This is a genomic window from Bacteroides ilei (assembly GCF_900128495.1).
Classification (GTDB): Bacteria; Bacteroidota; Bacteroidia; order Bacteroidales; family Bacteroidaceae; genus Phocaeicola; species Phocaeicola ilei.
This window is the reverse complement of sequence record NZ_LT635801.1, coordinates 1,904,781-1,924,461: the sequence shown is the minus strand read 5'-3', so window position 1 is coordinate 1,924,461 and position 19,681 is coordinate 1,904,781. Positions and strand designations below refer to the sequence as shown.

Here is a 19,681-nt window from a genome sequence, read left to right as displayed (position 1 = left end):
CTCGGAAAATCAACTGAAAGATGAAACATAAAAAAATCATTTACTCACTGGTCATCATAGCGGTATTGGTTATAGCGGGCATCATCACCGGATGCGCCCTGTTCCTGAACCATCCGGTCAAATCGGAAACAAAAGCCTATCTCTATATCGATGATGACGATACAGCCGACTCTGTCTATCATAAGATTGAAGCGAACCTCCAGGTATCCAGCCTTACCGGGTTGCGTATGCTGGCATCATGGAGCGGATATGAAGAACATGTCCGTACCGGTGCCTACCGGCTTACCCCTTCGGAAAATACATTAGCCATTTTCCGGAAATTGAGGAACGGCAACCAGACACCTGTACAGGTAACCATCCCCAGCGTCCGTACTGTGGGGACACTGATCCGTACCGTTTCCCGGCAGCTCATGACTGATTCCACATCGATTGCCACATTACTGAATGACAGTGCCTACTGCGCCCGGCTGGGATACGACAAATACACGCTTCCCGCACTCTTCATTCCAAACACATATGAAGTCTACTGGAACATCGGCCCCGAAGAATTCATCAAGCGGATGGTCAAGGAGCATGACCGGTTCTGGAACGGGAAAAGGACCGAACAGGCCAAAGCCATCGGTTTCACTCCCATTGAAATAGCTACAATAGCCTCTATCGTAGAAGAAGAGACTGCCAACAAGGCAGAAAAGCCGATGGTGGCAGGGCTGTACATCAACCGCCTCCATAAGGACATGCTTCTCCAGGCCGACCCTACAGTCAAGTTCGCTCTACAGGAATTCGGATTACGTCGTATCCTGAACAAACACCTGGAAGCCGACAGTCCGTACAACACTTACAAATATGCAGGACTTCCTCCCGGTCCGATCCGCATCCCTTCTGTCGACGGACTGGAAAGTGTACTGAATTATTCGCGCCATGACTATTTATATATGTGTGCGAAAGAAGATTTCTCGGGTACCCATAATTTTGCCAAAAACATCAATGAACACCTGGCTAACGCACGGCGTTACCAGCAGGCGCTAAACCAGCGTAAAATCATGAAATGAACAAGTCAATATCCCTCAAAACCGGTCCTCCTGTCTTGAGGGATATTTTCTATAAAATGAAACAGATGTCCGAAGACCGTCACTTTACAGATTTCCAGAACTTCAGGAAATCATCGTACATGCCATAGCACACCAGTTCATCTTCGGGCTGAAGCTCATAATTCTCTTCGAACGAATTCTCTACCCCCCGGTCCAGTACCGAAATGCCCAGGCTGTTCTCCACCCGACGTCCGCGGATGAATGAAATGATCTTCAGATTGAAATTTTTTTCCAGCTGCAGGTCGTTTACAGCCATGCCACACAGTCTGGACGGGACGGCAAACTTGAACACATAATACTCTTCGTCTATCTTGAAAGGCTCCACTTCCGAATTCAGTTCGAGCAGTTGCACCAACATACGGGCCGCCTCCTTTTCGGGAGTCAGGATACGGTCGAGCGAAAATGCTTCAAGTACAGTCTTATGTATCTCATCTACGGCACGGGCGTAAATGTGCCGCACCTTGTTTTTCTTCAGAATAGACACAACCTTGACCGAAGCCCCGAAATTCTCTCCGATGGCTACAACCACGATATCCACCTTTTTCAACGGAAGGGTGGAAAGCGACAATTCATCGGTAGCATCCAGCACAAAAGCCGTGGCAATCTTGTCTTTCAGACGGTCTACATGGAGTTCATTACAATCCACTCCTATCACCTCATGCCCCAATGCAGTCAGCTCTTCGGCCAGTACACCGCCATAGTTTCCTAATCCGATTACGATGTATTTCATATATCAGTTGATAATAATATTTCCCGTAGGATATTTATAGTTACGTTTCTTTACCTGCCTGATCAGTCCGAGCACAAGTGTAAACACTCCTACACGCCCTACAAACATCAGGAAAATGATCACCCCTTTGCCTGCAACACTCAAGGTCGGAGTCAGGTCCAGGCTGGAGCCTACCGTACTCAAGGCCGATACACACTCGAAAGTCAATGCCATGACCGACGCCTGCGGCTCAATCAATGTCATCAGGAATATGGCTGCAAAGACGATGATCAGATAGACCAGAAGGGCTGCGTTACAGCGTCGGATAGAGTCGTATGAAAGTTCACGTCTGAAGATGGTAACCCGGTCGGCCCCCCTGATCACCGCCCAAAGATTGAACAGCATTACAGCAAACACATTGACTTTGACACCGCCGGCAGTCGACTGGGTACCGCCGCCGATAACCATCAGTACAATCATAAGCAGCAATGTCTGCGTGGAAAGCGAGGTCAGAGACACACTCGAAAAACCGGCTGTACGCGGGCAGGTGGAATTAAAGAAGGCATGTACCCATTTATCCATCCAAGGCATTCCGGCAAAGGCATTGTCCCACTCACAGGCAGCAATGATTACCGTACCGGCCACCAGCAGTATTCCCGTCATGATCAGTACAATCTTCGTATTCAGCGCATACAGGTGGACCTGTTTGCGGAAAGCAGTCCTGCGGCGGAAGAGTTTCGACTTCAGGAAACTCAGGTAATAGACCAGTGTATCCTTCATGTTTACCAATATAGGGAAACCGATACCCCCCAGAATAATAAGGAATGAAACGGTTATAAACAGCAGGTTATGATCGTGCATCACCAGCGGATTACCCAGATTACCGGGCAAAGTAGAGAAACCCGCATTACAGAAGGCCGACACGGAATGAAAAGCTGCAAAGTAAAGTTCTTCCTCCAGTGACATCCCCATCGTTCCGTGAATACTGAACCAGATAAAAGCCATTCCTATCCCTTCAATGGCCAAGGTGAACCCCAATATATATAGCAAGGTAGAAAGCAATGAATTCAAAGAGTTGGAACTGATCATATCCCCTATCACCAGTTGGTTATAGAGCGAAGTGTTTCCCATAAAGAACATGGCAAAGAAACTGGTGAGCGTCATCACTCCCAGTCCTCCTATCTGGATAAGCAAAATAATGATTATCTGCCCGTGCATGGTAAAGGTCGACGGAACATCCACCGACACCAGTCCGGTTACACAGGTAGCGCTGGTAGCCGTAAACAGAGCATCGATAAAAGATATGCCATGATAGGTAGAACGCGGCAACATGAGCATCACGGAACCGATCAGGATGAAGACCAGGAAGCTCGAAGCCAGGATCAGGGAAGGGTTGGTCCGTTTTCCCAGCAGGCGCACCAGACTGGCCGACAGGTTGGTCAGCGAGAGCAGGAACAGAATGGCAATCCGGTAATACTCATGATGAAAGAAATACCATATCCAATATACCTCCGTATCCGTTTCGGGCTGTTTGAAGACTACAGGCAGCAACGTAAGGTAAAGCAGGACATCCAGCAGCCATGTCCAGACGGTCAGTCTCGACTTGTCGTCATCATCCTTCCGGGTTGCAATCTGCACCGTAGTGAACACCAGGAACACAATCCAGGTCAGCTTATAGATAACACGGATAACCTGCGATTCGTATGCCGAAATTACAAACCCGTGTTCATAAATAAAGGTCAGGATAAACAGCAGGGCAAAACAGTAAGCCCCCGCATTGAACCAGCGCAACACCTGGTTCAACCTGAGCCGGAAAAGATTCTTACGAGCAAGTAACGGATTGTCCCATTTATCCATAATAGAAAAACTTATTGGTCACCTCTGCAAAAATAGACAAAATCATTTGATTCCGACAATATTATGCAACACGTTTTATTCCGGAAGCTTTATCTGTATTGACAAATAATTCAAGAAACAAGGATCATGTTATCATATTTTCATATATATTTGCAAAAAGATTTATTTTTGATACATTATAAAGCCTTTTTAAAGACAATTTTTAAACCGGAATACACTTGATGTAACCCGGTAAACGACAGCTGAACTGTAACCCATGGAACTATTTGAACAGATTACCGCCTCTATCAGCTCCTTCCTGTGGAGCTGGCCCATGATTATCCTGCTTTTGGGAACCCACCTGTATCTCACCGTCCGCCTGCGCTTTCCGCAACGGAAAATCTTTACTGCCATCCGGCTTTCCTTCAAAAAAGACGACGGATCGGAAGGCGACGTAAGCCAGTTCGGTGCACTGGCCACTTCCCTGGCAGCCACCATCGGTACGGGAAACATCATCGGTGTAGCTACAGCTGTGGCTTTCGGCGGCCCCGGCGCCGTACTCTGGTGCTGGCTTACCGGCGTATTCGGTATCGCTACCAAATATACCGAAGGATTGCTGGCCATCAAATACCGCGTAAAAGGCCGGAACGGAGAAATGATAGGCGGCCCCATGTATGCTCTGGAACGCGGACTGAAACAGAAATGGCTGGGGATATTGTTCTGCATATTTACGGCCCTTGCCGCATTCGGTATCGGAAGCATGGTTCAGGCCAACGCCATATCCCTGCTGATGAAGACTACCTACGGCATCAATGAACACGTGATAGGCATTATCGTAACCTTGGGCGTGGCACTCGTCGTCTTTTTCGGAGTTAAAGGCATTGCCCGTGTATGCATGGCATTGGTACCAGTCATGGCTATCCTCTATATACTGGGCTGCATAGCCATCCTCTGCATCAACCACGCCTACCTGGGAGAGGCCATCAGGCTTATCGTCACTTCAGCCTTTACTCCGCAGGCTGCAGGAGGAGGTTTTCTAGGCACCACAGTCATGATGGCCGCCCGATACGGAATAGCACGCGGACTGTTTTCCAACGAGGCCGGACTGGGTTCGGCACCCATTGTGGCGGCTGCCGCACAGACACGTAACCCGGTACGTCAGGCACTGGTCTCATCGACCGGAACATTCTGGGATACGGTAGTCATCTGCGCCATGACCGGTCTGGTACTGGTAACCAGCGTACTGGCCTACCCCGATATCGACTATACCCAGGAAGGGGAACTGACCAAAGCCGCTTTCAGCAAGATTCCCTATGTAGGTACCAGCATCCTCAGCATAGGTATCTTCACCTTCGCCTTTTCTACCATCATCGGATGGGGATACTACTCGGGAAAAGCCATCGAATACCTCGGAAAAGACAAGCTCCGGAAAGCGTACCGCATTCTCTGGATAATATCCATCTATATAGGCTCTACCATGAACCTGAAAGCTGTATGGAACATAGCCGACAGCTTCAACGCACTCATGGCCATCCCCAACCTGATTTCGCTGATCCTCCTCTCGGGAATAGCCGCCAGGGAAACCAAGAAATACCTTTGGGACAACCGTCTGGAAGATACGGCCGACCCGGAAGATTTATAGTTACAGAAAAGCTATCTGCATAAAGCATTTCCACTCTCCAGCAGAAAGGGAAGAAGGAGAAATGAGACTTTTTTTCATTTCTCCTTGATTTTTTCTGTCTGGATACTTGCAAATTCAAAAAAAAGCCGTACCTTTGCACCCGTGTTCGAGAGACACCTCGACACAAAGCCAGGATGGCCCGTTCGTCTATCGGTTAGGACGCAAGATTTTCATTCTTGAAAGGGGGGTTCGATTCCCCCACGGGCTACCACAAACAAGCATCAGGCAATGCCGGTGCAAACAAAGGATGGCCCGTTCGTCTATCGGTTAGGACGCAAGATTTTCATTCTTGAAAGGGGGGTTCGATTCCCCCACGGGCTACTTAAAGCAGTATCAGGTGAATCCGGTACTGCTTTTTCTTTTTCCCTCCGCTTCTTTTCAGGATTTATCGTATCTTTGCCGGACATTCTTTATATCCAAATCCGAAATTCGACCATGAATACTGAAATAATGACAAACCTGTACCTGCGGTACACCGGAACGGAACCGGAAAGCATGGAAGCCCTGCCCGGAGCCGGATCGAACCGCCGGTATTACCGCCTGAAAGGGACAGCCAATCTCATCGGGGTATGCGGAACCTCCGCCGAAGAGAACAAAGCCTTTATCTACATGTCAAGACACTTCCACGAAAAAGGGTTGCCTGTACCCCAGGTATATGAGGTATCGGAAGACTGTACCTGTTACCTGCAGGAAGACCTGGGAGATGAACTGCTCTTCCAACTCATCGCACAGGGACGTGAAAGCGGACTGTTCGACGACGCAGAAAGACAACTGCTGGAACAGACCATCCGACTTCTCCCCGTCCTCCAGTTCAAAGGTGCCGAAGACATGGACTTCAGCGTATGTTACCCACAACCTGAATTCAACCGGCGCAGCATCCTGTGGGACCTGAACTACTTCAAGTATTGCTTCCTGAAGACAACCGGAACCGAATTCCAGGAAAACAGACTGGAAGACGACTTCGACAGAATGGCCGATATCCTGCTCCAGGCGGAACCTTCGGCCTTCATGTACCGCGATTTCCAGAGCCGCAATGTCATGATCCACAACGGGAAACCGTATTTCATCGATTTCCAGGGCGGACGGAAAGGCCCTGTATACTACGACGTAGCCTCTTTCCTGTGGCAGGCCAAAGCCAACTTTCCCGACAGCCTGCGCTTGGAACTCATCGGCCGTTACCTGGAAGCCCTGCAGCCTTTCTACCGGATCACGGAAGAAGATTTCCTGAAGACCTTGCGCCACTTCGTGCTCTTCCGCACCCTGCAGGTACTGGGCGCATACGGCTTCCGCGGCTATTTCGAAAAGAAACCCCATTTCCTGCAAAGCATCCCCTTCGCCATCGGGAACCTGAGGGTGCTGCTGGAACAGGGATATCCGGAATATCCATATCTGTGCGAAGTATTGCAGTGCATGACCGACCAGCCACAGTTTGTCTATGAACGCAACAAACGCAAACTCACCGTAAGTGTCATGAGTTTCTCTTACCGGAAAGGAATCCCGGAAGACCCGTCGGGGAACGGCGGAGGATATGTGTTCGACTGCCGGGCCGTGCATAACCCCGGGAAATACGAACAGTACAAACAGCTTACCGGCCGCGACAAGCCGGTCATCGACTTCCTGGAGAACGACGGAGAGATCCTGACCTTCCTGGAACACGTCGACGCACTGGTAGACGCCCACGTGAACCGTTTCCTGGAACGGGGATTCACCCACCTGTCCGTCTGCTTCGGATGTACCGGCGGACAGCACCGTTCGGTCTACTCGGCCGAACATGTGGCCCACCACCTGCACGAGAAATTCGGTATACGAGTGGAACTGATACACAGGGAACAGCAGATTACAGAAATTTTTGAAGCAAGATAAGCCTATGAAAGCCATGATATTCGCCGCGGGACTGGGCACCCGCCTGAAACCGCTTACCGACCACATGCCCAAAGCCCTGGTACCGGTAGCCGGAAAGCCCATGCTGGAACACGTCATCCTGAAACTGAAAGCCGCCGGTTTTACAGAACTTGTCATCAACATCCACCACTTTGGAGAACAGATTATCGGATTCCTGGAAGCCAACCGTAATTTCGGCCTCACCATCCACATCAGCGACGAACGCGACATGCTGCTCGACACGGGAGGAGGGATCAAGAAAGCCCGGAACTTTTTCAGCGGAGACGAACCCTTTCTGGTACATAACGTAGACATACTCTCGGATACCGACCTGAAAGCACTGTATGAATACCACCTGCACAGCGGCAACGACGCCACCCTGCTGGCAAGCCCCCGGAAAACCATACGCTACCTCCTGTTCGACGACGAGAACCTCCTCCGCGGATGGATCAACAAAGATACCCTGCAGACCAAACCCGAAGGTTTCATCTACCGGGCCGGCCAATACCGGGAATACGCCTTCAGCGGCATCCACGTAATCTCTCCTTCCCTTTTCCGCTACATGGACCGGTGGCAGGGAAAATTCTCCATCATGGACTTCTACCTGCAGACGTGCCGTGAAGCCCGTTTGGGCGGATATCTCACCGAACAGCTCCGCCTCATCGACATAGGGAAACCCGAAACGCTGGCCAAGGCAGAAGAATTCATCAAGACGATTCTGTAAATCACCAGATTCTTCTGCGAAAAAGAACTTGAAATTCAAAAGAAAAGCCCTTGACGTTCCTTCCCGGACATCAAGAGCTTTTCTGAAAATATCTTGGAATTTCCCGATCAGAACAATTTCAGCCTGTTTTCCTGCGCTTCCTTGAGGGAAACGGTCTTTACCTGCCTGTCTCTGTTTTTTTCACGCAGCTCACGGTATTCCTTGTCCAGTTCACCGGCCAACACACGGCGCGATTCCGGATTCATCAGCCGGGCCGCTACAGGGGCATTCAACGAAGCATCCTTCATATAGACTACCGGAGCATGGTAGACCGGAGCAATCTTCAAGGCAGTATGCAGCTTCGATGTAGTGGCACCGCCTATCATGACCGGAATATCGAGTCCGGCACGTTCCATCTCGGAAACCACATGAACCATCTCCTCCAGCGAAGGAGTGATCAGACCGCTCAGCCCTACGATATCCACCTTTTCACGGATGGCAGTCTCCACAATCTTCTCGGCAGGCACCATCACACCCAAATCAATAATCTCATAATTGTTGCAGGCCATCACTACCGATACGATGTTTTTACCGATGTCATGCACATCACCTTTGACCGTGGCCACCAGGACCTTCCCGGCCGATGTAGCCCCTTCCTTCTTTTCCGCCTCGATATAAGGCTGGAGAATGGCCACCGCCTTCTTCATGGTACGTGCAGTCTTCACCACCTGCGGCAGGAACATCTTGCCCGAACCGAACAAGTCGCCCACATGGTTCATGCCCGCCATGAGCGGACCTTCGATGATACTCACCGCATTGGGATATTTCGCCAGCGCCTCATGCAGGTCATCATCCAGATAATCGCCCAGACCTTTGACCAGCGCATATTGCAGACGTTCTTCTACGGTAGTCCCCTCACGCCAGGTCAGATGTGAGGCCGCCGTATCCTGTCCGGAATTCCCTTCCTTCTCCGCCTTCAGTTTCTCGGCAATCTCTATCAGACGCTCGGCTGCATCCGGACGGCGGTTCAGCACCACATCCTCAATCCGCTCCAGCACGTCGGCCGGAATATCGGTATAGAGCACCGATGTACCCGGATTGACAATTCCCATATCCATCCCTTCACGGATGGCATAGTAGAGAAACACCGCATGCATCGCCTCACGGATATAATTGTTGCCACGGAAGGAGAAAGACAGGTTACTTACCCCTCCGCTCACGTGTGCTCCCGGCAGATTCTTCCGGATCCATCCGGCAGCCTTGATGAAATCGACCGCATAATTGTTATGCTCCTCGATACCCGTGGCGACAGCCAGCACATTCGGGTCGAAAATGATATCCTGCGGACGGAAACCCACCTTTTCCGTGAGAATCCGATAGGCACGGCTGCACACCTCTATCTTCCGCTCGTATGTATCTGCCTGACCTTTCTCATCGAAAGCCATGACAATGACCGCAGCACCATACTGCCTTACGGCACGGGCATGCGCCACAAAGACCTCTTCCCCCTCTTTCAGGGAAATGGAATTGACGATACACTTGCCCTGCACACACTTCAGTCCGGCTTCAATCACCTCCCACTTCGAGGAATCGATCATAACCGGTACCCGGGCGATGTCGGGTTCGGAAGCCACCAGGTTCAGGAACGTCGTCATCTCCTGTGCTGCATCCAGCAGACCGTCGTCCATATTTACGTCGATAATCTGCGCCCCGTCTTCCACCTGTTTGCGGGCGATGGAAAGCGCCTCATCGTATTTCTTCTCGTTGATAAGCCGCAGGAACTTGCGCGATCCCGCCACGTTACAGCGTTCACCCACGTTCACGAAATTGATTTCGGGAGTCACTTCCAGCAGTTCCAGACCCGACAGCCACATATACTCAGGCCGGGGAGCCGGAACATGCGGCTTCTTACCCGCAATAAGATCCTGATAACGGGCTATATACTCTTCCGTAGTACCACAGCAACCGCCTATGATGTTGACCAGCCCCTCATCGACATACTCCTTCACCTCCATGGCCATCTGTTCCGGTGTCTGGTCATACTGGCCCAGGCTATTGGGCAACCCGGCATTCGGATAGGCGCTGATATAATAAGGAGCGCGGCGTGCCAGCTGTTCCAGGAAAGGTTTCAACTGTTTTGCTCCGAATGAGCAGTTCAGACCGACAGAAAAAATATCGGCATGCTGTACGGAAGCCAGAATGGCATCCAGCGTCTGTCCCGACAAGGTACGTCCCGCCACATCCGATACTGTGACCGAAAGCATCAGCGGTACCTTGCGTCCTGTCTTTTCCATCGACTGCTCTGCGGCCAGAATAGCCGCTTTTGCATTCAGAGTATCGAAGATAGTCTCTATCAGAATCGTGTCTACGCCCCCTTCCAGCAGAGCCTCCATCTGTTCTTTGTAGGCTGCCAGCAGACCATCGAAAGTCAAGGCACGGAAAGCCGGATTGTTCACGTCGGGACTCATGGAGCACGTCTTGTTGGTAGGACCTACCGATCCCGCCACAAACCGGGGCTTTTCGGGATTCCCTGACGTATATTCATCGGCCACCTTACGGGCCAGGCGTGCTGCCGCCAGATTGATTTCACGGCAATAAGGCTGCATGTGATAATCAGCCATCGAAACGGTGGTCGAATTGAACGTATTGGTCTCGATGATATCGGCACCGGCTTCCAGATACTTCCGGTGAATCTCTTCAATCACGTCGGGCCGCGTAAGGCACAACAAATCATTATTGCCTTTCTGCTGTCCCGGAACATCCTTGAAACGCTCTCCACGGAAATCGGCTTCCGAAAGGTGATACTGCTGGATCATTGTGCCCATGGCACCGTCAAGCACCAGGATTCTCTCCTGTATCAGCTGCTGTATTGATTTTGACTGCATAATTCGGGGTATAACTAAATGACCAAGAATCCCGCTACACAAAGCAGGAATGAATAAAAAATAGAAGGAACCGGAATCAATGCTTGAACATCCGGTCCATCATGCGTTTGTCGTCTTTCTCCTTCAAAGCTTCACGCTTGTCGTACTGCTTCTTACCTTTCGCCAGGGCTATCACCACTTTGGCCAGCCCCTTCTCATTGATAAACAAACGGGTGGGAACAATGGTGAATCCCGTTTCACGGATTCCCCGCTCCAGTTTGCGCAACTCCTTTTTGGTAAGCAGCAGCTTCCGGTCGCGGCGTGCCAGGTGGTTGTTATACGAACCGTAGAAATACTCGGCTATATGCATGTTCTTCACCCACAGCTCCCCTTTCGAAAAGTAGCAGAAAGTATCGACCAGACTGGCCTTACCTTGGCGTATGGACTTGATTTCCGTACCGGTAAGGACAATACCCGCCGTATAAGTATCGATAAACTCGTAGTCGAACGACGCACGTTTGTTCTTTATGTTTATATTGCTTGCATTCGGTTTCATCAGCTCAATATTACAGAAAACTTGTTAAAAATAAACTCTATCACGAACGGACACAGCAGTACAGCCACCGTAGCGGCAACTGTAAAGCCTCCCACCCTGTCATCGGATATCTTCAGCCAGCGTCTCGACCCTTCAAACACAATCACCACGGTATATATCTGCAGGATAAAGCCGATCAGGTCAATCGCCACAAAGGCCGAAACGATATCGACCGCCAACTTGACAACCATCGAATATCCTACCAATACCATCAGAGCGTCGTACGGAAGCCGGGTACCTGCCAGCAGCCTGCTACACTTGTAAAGCAGATAAGTGGAAAGGAAAAAGCCCCCGAACAAAGCCACTGCCAGCGCACAGCACCGGGTCAAGGCTATCTGGAACACATCGGGCGAAATATCTTCCCCGATAAAGGCCCCTACAAACTCGGCGAGGCCACACAGGCCGATAAGCGGATAAACAAAATCGGGCATGATTTCACGCCCGGCACCTCTATCACTGATTTCAGCCCACGCCTTACCGGGAGACGACAACAGAGCCCATACCTGTTGAAATAAATCCTTGTAATTCAATTTTTACCTTATTTGTTTACACTATCTTTTCACGAACCGCAAATGTACAAAAGAAAAGCCGAATAAGTGGAAAAATAACACAAAAAAAGCCGCCCGGCCATAAAATTAGGCCAGTCGGCTTTCCGATTATTGCATGAATGTCAGATTTTCCGATTACTGCTGGTCGGTCGTTTCATCCTTTTTCGGATAAAGGACAGAAACGCTACTCTTTATACCTTTATCAGCGCCAGTAACAGCTCCCGCCTGAGACATCTGATAGCTGACTTCAATCTTTTCCGGATAGTCACCACCATTCAACACCTGGTAATCATATACGGCCCGACGGATATCACAGCTCATATAGTCACTATAATATGTAGTATATTCTTTCAGTTTATCTTCATCATCGGCCGTCACATCATCGATTGTATACCTCAACTTCAATCTCAACACATTCTGGTTGTCGGACGAGCCTTCCTCATCCATATACAGTTCAAAATGATGGTTGGCAGCTTCCGTTTCAAACGTATCGTTCGTCGTGCTCTTATGCACACGGGTAGAAATCGGGAGAATCAGGTAATCGGTACCCCAAAGTCCCAGACCTTCTATATTATAAATTGAAAGAGCCTTGTTATCTTCCGTTTCGGCTTCCGACACATATTCCAGAGCCCGGACATAATACGGACTGGCCAGCAACGTGATATCCAGTGAAGTCGACTCCATGGTCAGGTTGTTCGCATTATAAGAGAACTGGAGCAGAACCAGATCGGATGCATAGGAAGGAGTAGTGGTTGAAGTAGAAGACGTAGCGGTTGGTACGTACTTGAATCCGGACGCATCCACATAATAGGAATACCCCATCAATGAAACCGGCTTGAAAAAGCCATAAGTTGATCTGGTACCGTCATCGTTCGATTCCAGACAAGAGCTTAAACTGAACACAGCCAACAAAGCAGCCAGACAAACTTTAAAGAAAGATGTTTTCATAATACAATTATAATATAAATTATTCATTTTTATGTTTCCTCGGTGTTTAAATGCAAAGAATGTGAAAACACTGCACCACAAGATTCATTTTAACATTTATTCAGATATTTCGGCAAACTGATCCAGATGTTCGTCTACATACCCGGCAATCTGTGCTGTCACCTCCTCTTCCATATCCATATAGGCTTCCTCCAAGTCATCAAAGGCTTCATACTGCTCGTACATGGCCATGAATTCATCGTCGGTACACTCCTTTTCAAGATCGGCACGATGTGCATCATATATCTTCTTAGCCTCATAAATCAGTTTCGAGAATTCCTTGGCCCCGAACAGGCGCATGGCCTTGGCGAAAGGATTGTCGAAAATATACGGTCCGTATCCGTTCTGGATCAGCTGTACGAATCCCCCATCGAACACTTCCTCACGGAAAAAATGATATCCCAGCAGCGTATGCTGGTAACCGTTGAGCAACGGCATGGTTGCGGCATTGACTACACCCCCCGTCACTTCCAGGTACTTATCGATAAATACCTGCAGGAAACCGTCCATCCCGGCTTCGGCACCCTTTCTCAAATCTTCATCCTTTACGATGATTTTCGTTTCACTCATGCTACCTGTTTCTGGTTAATAAAATATAGGTATATACCCCTAATTCTTGAAAAGCGATGCAAAGATAATGTTTATTTTATAATGTGAAAAAACATTTTGTCATACCGACTTTACAATTAGAGAAATTTCCATAAAAATATATTTAAAAAGGCGCAAAAAGTTAGTTTTTAGGGATTGCAGAACTAAATAAAAAGGCTAACTTTGCGGTCGGAATTAAGGAAGAAATTCCATAATTGTCCAATTGAGATATACTTATTTTTTATTACTCAATAAAACGTAAAGAATATGATTTATTCACATGAAGTTGAACACATGTGTTGTGTTGCTAAAGGACCAAACCACGGTCCTGCCCCAATTCCTGAAGAAGGAAAATGGATTCAAGCAAAAGAAATCAAAGACATTTCAGGCTTAACTCATGGTGTGGGATGGTGTGCTCCACAGCAAGGTGCCTGCAAATTGACTTTGAACGTCAAGGAAGGTGTTATTGAAGAATGTCTGGTAGAAACAATCGGTTGCTCAGGTATGACTCACTCAGCCGCTATGGCTTCTGAAATCCTGCCGGGAAAGACTATTCTGGAAGCACTGAATACAGACTTGGTTTGCGATGCCATCAACACCGCAATGCGTGAACTGTTCCTGCAGATTGTATATGGCCGTACTCAGTCAGCTTTCTCAGAAGGTGGTCTGATGATCGGTGCAGGTCTGGAAGACCTTGGTAAAGGACTCCGTAGCCAGACAGGTACATTGTACGGTACAAAAGCAAAAGGTACCCGTTATCTGGAACTGACTGAAGGTTACATCACTCGTATGGCCTTGGATAAAGACAACCAGGTAATCGGTTACGAATTTGTTCACATGGGTAAGTTCATGGAACAGATCAAGAAGGGTGTAGATGCAAACGAAGCATTGAAAGCTGTTACCGGTACCTACGGACGCTTCAAACCCGAACAAGGCGCAGTTAAATATATTGACCCACGTAAAGAATAATAAGGAGGACACAGATTATGATTAGACCAGTACAGTTTGAAAGTCAGGACCGTCGTATCAAGCAGATTTTGGCTGCATTGAATGAAAACGGTATCAAAGACATTGAAGAAGCTAATGCAATCTGTGACGCAGCCGGCCTTGATCCGTATCTGACTTGTCAGGAAACTCAAGGTATCTGCTTCGAGAATGCTAAATGGGCATACGTAGTAGGTTGCGCTATCGCTCTGAAGAAAGGCTGTAAGAACGCTGCCGACGCTGCAGAAGCTATCGGTATCGGTTTGCAGTCATTCTGTATTCCGGGTTCAGTAGCCGATGACCGTAAAGTAGGTTTGGGTCACGGTAACCTGGCAGCCCGTCTGCTCCGTGAAGAAACTCAGTGCTTCGCTTTCTTGGCAGGTCACGAATCATTCGCTGCCGCAGAAGGTGCCATCAAGATTGCCGAAATGGCAAACAAGGTTCGTAAGAACCCGTTGCGTTGCATCCTGAACGGTCTGGGTAAAGATGCTGCCATGATCATCTCTCGTATCAACGGATTTACTTACGTTCAGACTAAGTTCGACTACTTCACAGGCGAATTGCACATTGTAAAAGAAACTCCGTATTCAGACGGTCCTCGTGCTAAAGTAAAATGCTACGGTGCCGATGATGTACGTGAAGGTGTTGCCATCATGTGGCATGAAAATGTAGATGTATCTATCACAGGTAACTCTACTAACCCGACTCGTTTCCAGCATCCGGTTGCAGGTACTTACAAGAAAGAACGTGTTCTTGCCGGTAAGCCTTACTTCTCAGTAGCATCAGGTGGTGGTACAGGTCGTACACTTCACCCGGATAACATGGCTGCAGGTCCTGCTTCTTACGGTATGACAGATACTATGGGCCGTATGCACTCAGACGCACAGTTCGCTGGTTCTTCATCAGTTCCTGCTCACGTAGAAATGATGGGATTCCTGGGTATCGGTAACAACCCGATGGTAGGATGTACAGTAGCTTGCGCTGTTAACGTAGCTTTGGCTTTGAATAAGTAATTTATACTTGATAAATCCCTGTAACTCTCTGAGTTATGGGGATTTTTATTTTATCCGTGCTGCATAGAGAAATAATAGATCTCCCTCACTTTTCATCTGTTGTGCTTCTTATAAATCGTTGTGAATGGATGCTGAAATTGAAGCTGAAATTAAAGCTAAATATCGCTTGAAACAGGCTTGTTTTTCTAAGGTTAAAAGTGGCTGATTATCCTTGAAAATGGGCTGAAAAGAGAATATTTTGTGACCAATTTGCGACCATTTTCCCATTTTTTCAAAAGTGGTCACAAAATTCGGTTCATCTATCTAATACACAGAAAGATATATCATATTTAAAAGGACTTCCTAATGTCTAATTTTAAATGATTAAACTATGGTAAGAAATTTTTTTCTATTCTCTTTTCCATAAGAGAAAGTAAAACAAGAAAGAGTGGTAAAGCTCCTATCGAAATCAGAAAGAAGCAAAATTGTTAGACAGAGGTTTTATCATCACAGCAGAACTATTACGTGACGCTTATTTTGATAAGGTAGAATCACTCAAAGAAAAGAGCCAGCCTGTTTGAAGTCTTTGAAGAACATAACAGAGAACAGGAAAAGGTAGTTGGAAATGTAACCATTCTATATTCCGCCACGACAATTTTATCGGCTGTTTTTCAGCCGATAAAATAAAAAAGTCCGTAAGAAAATATTTTTGTTTTAACATTCCGGTTTATAAAAACATGGCAGAAGAGCCTTCTTGTCGCAGTTATTACCATGAAGAATACATTCAAACAAGTGCTTCAGGTAATCCTGAGGATCTATGTCATTAAGTTTGCAGCTTTCTATCAGAGAGAAGATGAATGCCGAGTTTTCTGCGGCTGCCTCACTTCCTATATTCATGCAGTTCTTGAGCAGCAGCTTTACAGGTTTCATCCTTTGCTCACAGAGGTTGTTCGATATTTCCGCCGAACCGTCCTTGAGGATATTTCTCAGGGACTTCCACTGGTTTAACGTATAGTTCACGGCCTTTCTCATCAGTTCGTTTGCCATGATTTTGGTATCTTGCATCATCATGACCACCTTATGATGGATACGCTCAAGAATCGGTCCCGTAAGCTTAAGTCTTTTTTCCTTAATCTGCTCGCCGCTGAGTTTCATCATACGGAACAGGTCTTCATTTCTGAACATATCACCGATAGGATTTATTATGTCCATCGCCGTCCTGTCTGAAGGCAAGGCATCAACCCACAACCTCCTGCAGTGCGTCCAGCATCCTATGTGAAGCACCTTTGAGGCTTCTCCGTCAAACATCCTGTAAACCGTATATCCGTCAGTGGATATGGTTCCCATAAAATATTCCAGGAACGACTTTGCCGTATCGGAAGACCTGCTGCCGTTGTTATAGTGATAATAGACCATCTTTATATGCTTTGCAAAGAAAGCCCATAAGTACTTTCTCCTGTAAGCCTTACCTTCCGGTGTTTCAACTCCAACGAGTTCGGTAGTCTCATCAACCATAAGGTATTTTGCCCTCTGTACAAACTCCTTGAATGCATCTCCGATAAATTCCTTTAGTTTGGCGATTCCGTTATGGATATAGCTGTTCAGCGTGGTGTTGCTTATATGGATACCTTCTCTTGCAAGCAGCCTTATCTGTCTATTTTCAGGCATGCTGAAGTCATATTTCAGACAAAGCAGGCGGGCAAGCAGTTCAGGAGAGAAGATTCCTCCAAGGTTTTTCAGCGGATGCTCCATCGTGCTTGTGAAAGTGCCGTCGGCAAGCTTTACCCTCGCCACCTTGTACACATGCTCCACATTATGAGCCCTTACATGTTCTATGACCCTGTATTCCCACACATCAGCCATTCCGTTACGGTTCATAAGCCTTGCACCATCCGGGAGTTGGTAATAATCTTCTATTTCATGAACAACTACCTTATCCACCTTCAGCCTGGTCTTTTCTGCACGGGGAGCTGTTTCCTTTTTCCTTGAAGGCCTGCAGTTCTGTGCAGGTACGTTACCGGAAGAGGTATTGCTGCCAGTACCGTTACCATCTGCCTTATTATTATCATCTTTCTTATCAGAGCCGTCATACTCGGACTTCTCCATCGCAGACTTGTCAATGTTACGGTTGTTCAGCAGCCTTCTTTGCTCGGAGGTACGGCCGAAACGATGTTTCCTGCTGTCCTCAAGCTGAAGCCTGAGATTGGATATCTCATTTGCCAGCATCATGTTCACCTCGTCTTTTGCCTCAAGCTGCTTTCTCATAAGTTCNCATTTCTTTCCTGTAATGTTCAACCGTGGTTGATTGCTTTTCGAGGGATTCTTTGAGGTCATTGATTGTATCAACCAGAGCCTTGGAGTTCTCTTTGTTTGATTCTTCAATAGCCTTAAGCCTCGCAATCAGTTCGTTTACCTGTTTGCGAAGCCCTGCCTTTTCCTCATTTGCCAGACCCAGCTGGCAGCAAAGTAACTCGTATGCTCTTTCATCAATCATGATATAAAGGTACGAAAAATCAGGCAGTTACGCAAACTTTTCACCGTTTGTTTTTATATTATTTCATTGAAAGTCAACGTCTTATTGTTCATTCTTTAGGGGTTACATACATTCTGTCCACTACGATGCTTTCCGTCAGGTAAGCCATGTCAGACCACTGAATACGGTAGCACCTGGAGACTTCATCAAACACAGGTTTCTTGAATTTTCCCATAACAGGACGTTTCTCGTAAAGCACATAAAATCCGCGTTCATAATGAAGTATCTTAACGACCTTCCGGTTACGGGACATGAACATATATACATTGGATGCATCGCTCGGGTCAAGTGACATCTCTTCCCTTATACTCTCACACAGACGGAAAATGCCTTTCCGCAAATCCACATTACCGTTGAACAGGTAATAGTTCAGGTTAGCACTCAGTCCAAGCATATCATCCTATCATTTTATTAAGCAACAAGCTCAAATCAAGAACTGTGGTGTTTCTCAGGAACAGTGTCGCGCCGGATGTCAGTTGCAGTTTCACCCACTTAATCGGAGATTCGCCTTCAGGATGTTTCACTTCCAACTTCACGGTTGGACTGTTGCAAGGCTTACCGGTTATCTGGACTTTGGCAACCTTAGGTTGTTCAGCCTGGACTGTCTTACCCAACTTCTCGCTCCACAGCTGGTGACGCTGCCAGTTCATGAACTTGTCGTAGTTTACTCCATAATCAGCACAGAACTCCCGAAGATCCTTGGTCTCGCTGCACAACTGGTAGAGGTCATATACCTCCTGATAGTTTACTTTTTCTTTTGCCATAATCATTATTGTTAAAGGTTACGGCGCAAAGGTAGGGTTGTGAATAATGTGCGTCAAGGCGGAAAATAGTATGCTTACGTTGGAAATGGAATCAGCAGCATAACTACTAATTTCTCAGGAGTTTATTTATTTCGTCTGTTTCATAGTTAATAACATCATGTGTAACTTCTATCAATTCTTTTTTCAACTGGTAAAGGTTTGTTCTGAATGTAAGTCTTTTTTCGACAACACTTTCCAGTTTTTCTTCCAGGTTATCGTCTGGATTGAATTCCTGAACCTGCAGAATAATACTCTTCTGAAGCGTATATTGTGACTGATTATTTGCAGAAACATAATCATACTGAGAGAAAGTATAATCCATCAGTTCTTCATAAGTTAATGGATTTCCCTTATAAATTTTTACCGCCAAAGGGATATAGTACAATAAATCTCTTATCAAAGAAGTATATTCCAGATATATCAATTGGTTTACCATAATAAACTTCTTCTCTTCTTTTGAAAATGTTGTTTCTGAGAAATCAAAATAAGAAAAGGCTACCTGGTTTTCCAGCTCATAGTTTATTTTTTGAAGAATTTCTTTGCAATGGTTATATTCATGGAGTTGCAAATCAGAGACGACTGTATTCAATATATATAAATCAATATTTCTTAGGTTCTTGGTAAGCCTGATTTTTAAGCTATTGAGCCACTCTTGTTTTTGGGCATAGGTAATGGTGTTTATTTGCAACTTTTTCAGTTCTTCATGTTGAAGAGATGTCTGTTTAAGCGTTTTATTGAGGATAATTAATGAAACAATTCCTCCCATTAATCCCCCCATGTAATTTCCGCAAAATGTTACCCAAGTAGCTTTATCATAAAATTCAGTCAACATTGCTATCGGATTCAGATATATTATAATGAAATTTAATGGTATAGGGAGAATAACTGA

16 protein-coding genes, 2 tRNA genes and 2 pseudogenes are annotated in these 19,681 nt (G+C 47.0%); 9 read left to right on the top strand and 11 right to left on the bottom strand.

All coding sequences use genetic code 11. The features are described 5' to 3' along the window. The first annotated feature begins 20 nt into the window (after positions 1-20). Positions 21-1,049 (top strand): endolytic transglycosylase MltG, encoded by a 1,029-nt coding sequence (gene mltG / locus BQ7489_RS08245; RefSeq protein WP_072530629.1) that lies wholly within the window; start codon positions 21-23, stop codon positions 1,047-1,049. 79 nt (positions 1,050-1,128) lie between these two features. On the opposite strand, the gene BQ7489_RS08240 is transcribed toward mltG, so the two are convergent. Together BQ7489_RS08240 and BQ7489_RS08235 are read right to left on the bottom strand one after the other, a co-directional pair. Next, positions 1,129-1,818: a potassium channel family protein gene (locus tag BQ7489_RS08240; protein ID WP_072530628.1), complete on the bottom strand. Its 690-nt coding sequence runs from the start codon at positions 1,816-1,818 to the stop codon at positions 1,129-1,131. Positions 1,819-1,821: 3 nt separating this feature from the next. Then, complete coding sequence (locus BQ7489_RS08235; protein ID WP_072530627.1) at positions 1,822-3,654, bottom strand: TrkH family potassium uptake protein; 1,833 nt, start codon at positions 3,652-3,654, stop codon at positions 1,822-1,824. Between the two features lie 256 nt (positions 3,655-3,910). Between BQ7489_RS08235 and BQ7489_RS08230 the strand changes: the two genes are divergently transcribed. The 5 genes from BQ7489_RS08230 to BQ7489_RS08210 all read left to right on the top strand — a co-directional run bounded on the left by BQ7489_RS08230 (position 3,911) and on the right by BQ7489_RS08210 (position 7,919). Further along, entirely contained in the window at positions 3,911-5,275 is a 1,365-nt protein-coding gene (locus BQ7489_RS08230) for an alanine/glycine:cation symporter family protein (RefSeq protein WP_072530626.1), read from the top strand. A gap of 175 nt (positions 5,276-5,450) precedes the next feature. Next, positions 5,451-5,525, top strand: a tRNA-Glu gene (locus BQ7489_RS08225). A gap of 38 nt (positions 5,526-5,563) precedes the next feature. Further along, a tRNA-Glu gene (locus tag BQ7489_RS08220) sits at positions 5,564-5,635 on the top strand. Positions 5,636-5,749: 114 nt separating this feature from the next. Beyond that, entirely contained in the window at positions 5,750-7,177 is a 1,428-nt protein-coding gene (locus BQ7489_RS08215; RefSeq protein WP_072530625.1) for a RapZ C-terminal domain-containing protein, read from the top strand. A gap of 4 nt (positions 7,178-7,181) precedes the next feature. After that, positions 7,182-7,919 carry a nucleotidyltransferase family protein gene (locus BQ7489_RS08210; protein ID WP_072532080.1) on the top strand — a complete coding sequence of 246 codons (738 nt, stop codon included), beginning with the start codon at positions 7,182-7,184 and terminating at the stop codon, positions 7,917-7,919. Positions 7,920-8,026: 107 nt separating this feature from the next. Here BQ7489_RS08210 and metH read toward each other — a convergent pair whose 3' ends face one another. From metH to BQ7489_RS08185, 5 genes are all read right to left on the bottom strand, one after another. Beyond that, the gene (metH, locus tag BQ7489_RS08205; RefSeq protein WP_072530624.1) at positions 8,027-10,783 is read right to left on the bottom strand and encodes a methionine synthase; all 2,757 of its coding nucleotides are present in this window, start codon (positions 10,781-10,783) and stop codon (positions 8,027-8,029) included. Between the two features lie 76 nt (positions 10,784-10,859). Next, positions 10,860-11,318: an SsrA-binding protein gene (gene smpB, locus BQ7489_RS08200; protein WP_072530623.1), complete on the bottom strand. Its 459-nt coding sequence runs from the start codon at positions 11,316-11,318 to the stop codon at positions 10,860-10,862. Beyond that, a complete protein-coding gene (locus BQ7489_RS08195) occupies positions 11,318-11,887 on the bottom strand; it encodes a Yip1 family protein (protein ID WP_072530622.1) in 570 nt (189 codons plus the stop codon). The genes smpB and BQ7489_RS08195 overlap by 1 nt, the downstream gene beginning before the upstream one ends. Positions 11,888-12,040: 153 nt before the next feature. After that, the gene (locus BQ7489_RS08190) at positions 12,041-12,853 is read right to left on the bottom strand and encodes a hypothetical protein (protein WP_072530621.1); all 813 of its coding nucleotides are present in this window, start codon (positions 12,851-12,853) and stop codon (positions 12,041-12,043) included. Positions 12,854-12,949: 96 nt separating this feature from the next. Continuing rightward, complete coding sequence (locus BQ7489_RS08185) at positions 12,950-13,462, bottom strand: DMP19 family protein (RefSeq protein ID WP_072530620.1); 513 nt, start codon at positions 13,460-13,462, stop codon at positions 12,950-12,952. A 285-nt stretch (positions 13,463-13,747) separates the two neighbouring features. Here BQ7489_RS08185 and BQ7489_RS08180 point away from each other — a divergent pair, with 285 nt between their 5' ends. The 3 genes and pseudogenes from BQ7489_RS08180 to BQ7489_RS17965 all read left to right on the top strand — a co-directional run. After that, a complete protein-coding gene (locus BQ7489_RS08180; RefSeq protein WP_022354280.1) occupies positions 13,748-14,449 on the top strand; it encodes an iron-sulfur cluster assembly scaffold protein in 702 nt (233 codons plus the stop codon). Positions 14,450-14,466: 17 nt separating this feature from the next. Further along, positions 14,467-15,477, top strand: coding sequence for a GGGtGRT protein (locus tag BQ7489_RS08175; protein ID WP_072530619.1), 1,011 nt, complete (start codon positions 14,467-14,469; stop codon positions 15,475-15,477). Positions 15,478-15,926: 449 nt separating this feature from the next. Beyond that, positions 15,927-16,083, top strand: a pseudogene (locus BQ7489_RS17965) (site-specific integrase); the annotation flags it as partial. A gap of 87 nt (positions 16,084-16,170) precedes the next feature. Here the strand turns inward: BQ7489_RS17965 and tnpC are convergent. The 4 genes and pseudogenes from tnpC to BQ7489_RS08150 form a co-directional block, all read right to left on the bottom strand. Next, positions 16,171-17,950 (bottom strand): annotated as a pseudogene (tnpC, locus tag BQ7489_RS08165) (IS66 family transposase). Between the two features lie 88 nt (positions 17,951-18,038). Continuing rightward, positions 18,039-18,383, bottom strand: a complete 345-nt coding sequence (tnpB, locus tag BQ7489_RS08160) for an IS66 family insertion sequence element accessory protein TnpB (protein WP_072529653.1) — start codon at positions 18,381-18,383, stop codon at positions 18,039-18,041. A gap of 1 nt (position 18,384) precedes the next feature. Beyond that, on the bottom strand, positions 18,385-18,753 hold the full coding sequence (locus BQ7489_RS08155; protein WP_008668732.1) for a hypothetical protein: 369 nt from the start codon (positions 18,751-18,753) through the stop codon (positions 18,385-18,387). 106 nt (positions 18,754-18,859) lie between these two features. Beyond that, entirely contained in the window at positions 18,860-19,624 is a 765-nt protein-coding gene (locus BQ7489_RS08150) for a hypothetical protein (RefSeq protein ID WP_162617786.1), read from the bottom strand. Positions 19,625-19,681 lie beyond the last annotated feature (57 nt).

Bases quoted from the DNA above. Each gene is read 5' to 3' on its own strand.
- BQ7489_RS08185 (WP_072530620.1), bottom strand. From the start codon at position 13,462: ATGAGTGAAACGAAAATCATCGTAAAGGATGAAGATTTGAGAAAGGGT.
- metH (WP_072530624.1), bottom strand. From the start codon at position 10,783: ATGCAGTCAAAATCAATACAGCAGCTGATACAGGAGAGAATCCTGGTG.
- mltG (WP_072530629.1), top strand. From the start codon at position 21: ATGAAACATAAAAAAATCATTTACTCACTGGTCATCATAGCGGTATTG.
- BQ7489_RS08150 (WP_162617786.1), bottom strand. From the start codon at position 19,624: ATGTTGACTGAATTTTATGATAAAGCTACTTGGGTAACATTTTGCGGA.
- BQ7489_RS08235 (WP_072530627.1), bottom strand. From the start codon at position 3,654: ATGGATAAATGGGACAATCCGTTACTTGCTCGTAAGAATCTTTTCCGG.
- BQ7489_RS08215 (WP_072530625.1), top strand. From the start codon at position 5,750: ATGAATACTGAAATAATGACAAACCTGTACCTGCGGTACACCGGAACG.
- BQ7489_RS08175 (WP_072530619.1), top strand. From the start codon at position 14,467: ATGATTAGACCAGTACAGTTTGAAAGTCAGGACCGTCGTATCAAGCAG.
- BQ7489_RS08155 (WP_008668732.1), bottom strand. From the start codon at position 18,753: ATGGCAAAAGAAAAAGTAAACTATCAGGAGGTATATGACCTCTACCAG.
- BQ7489_RS08210 (WP_072532080.1), top strand. From the start codon at position 7,182: ATGAAAGCCATGATATTCGCCGCGGGACTGGGCACCCGCCTGAAACCG.
- BQ7489_RS08180 (WP_022354280.1), top strand. From the start codon at position 13,748: ATGATTTATTCACATGAAGTTGAACACATGTGTTGTGTTGCTAAAGGA.
- smpB (WP_072530623.1), bottom strand. From the start codon at position 11,318: ATGAAACCGAATGCAAGCAATATAAACATAAAGAACAAACGTGCGTCG.
- BQ7489_RS08190 (WP_072530621.1), bottom strand. From the start codon at position 12,853: ATGAAAACATCTTTCTTTAAAGTTTGTCTGGCTGCTTTGTTGGCTGTG.
- BQ7489_RS08230 (WP_072530626.1), top strand. From the start codon at position 3,911: ATGGAACTATTTGAACAGATTACCGCCTCTATCAGCTCCTTCCTGTGG.
- BQ7489_RS08240 (WP_072530628.1), bottom strand. From the start codon at position 1,818: ATGAAATACATCGTAATCGGATTAGGAAACTATGGCGGTGTACTGGCC.
- tnpB (WP_072529653.1), bottom strand. From the start codon at position 18,383: ATGCTTGGACTGAGTGCTAACCTGAACTATTACCTGTTCAACGGTAAT.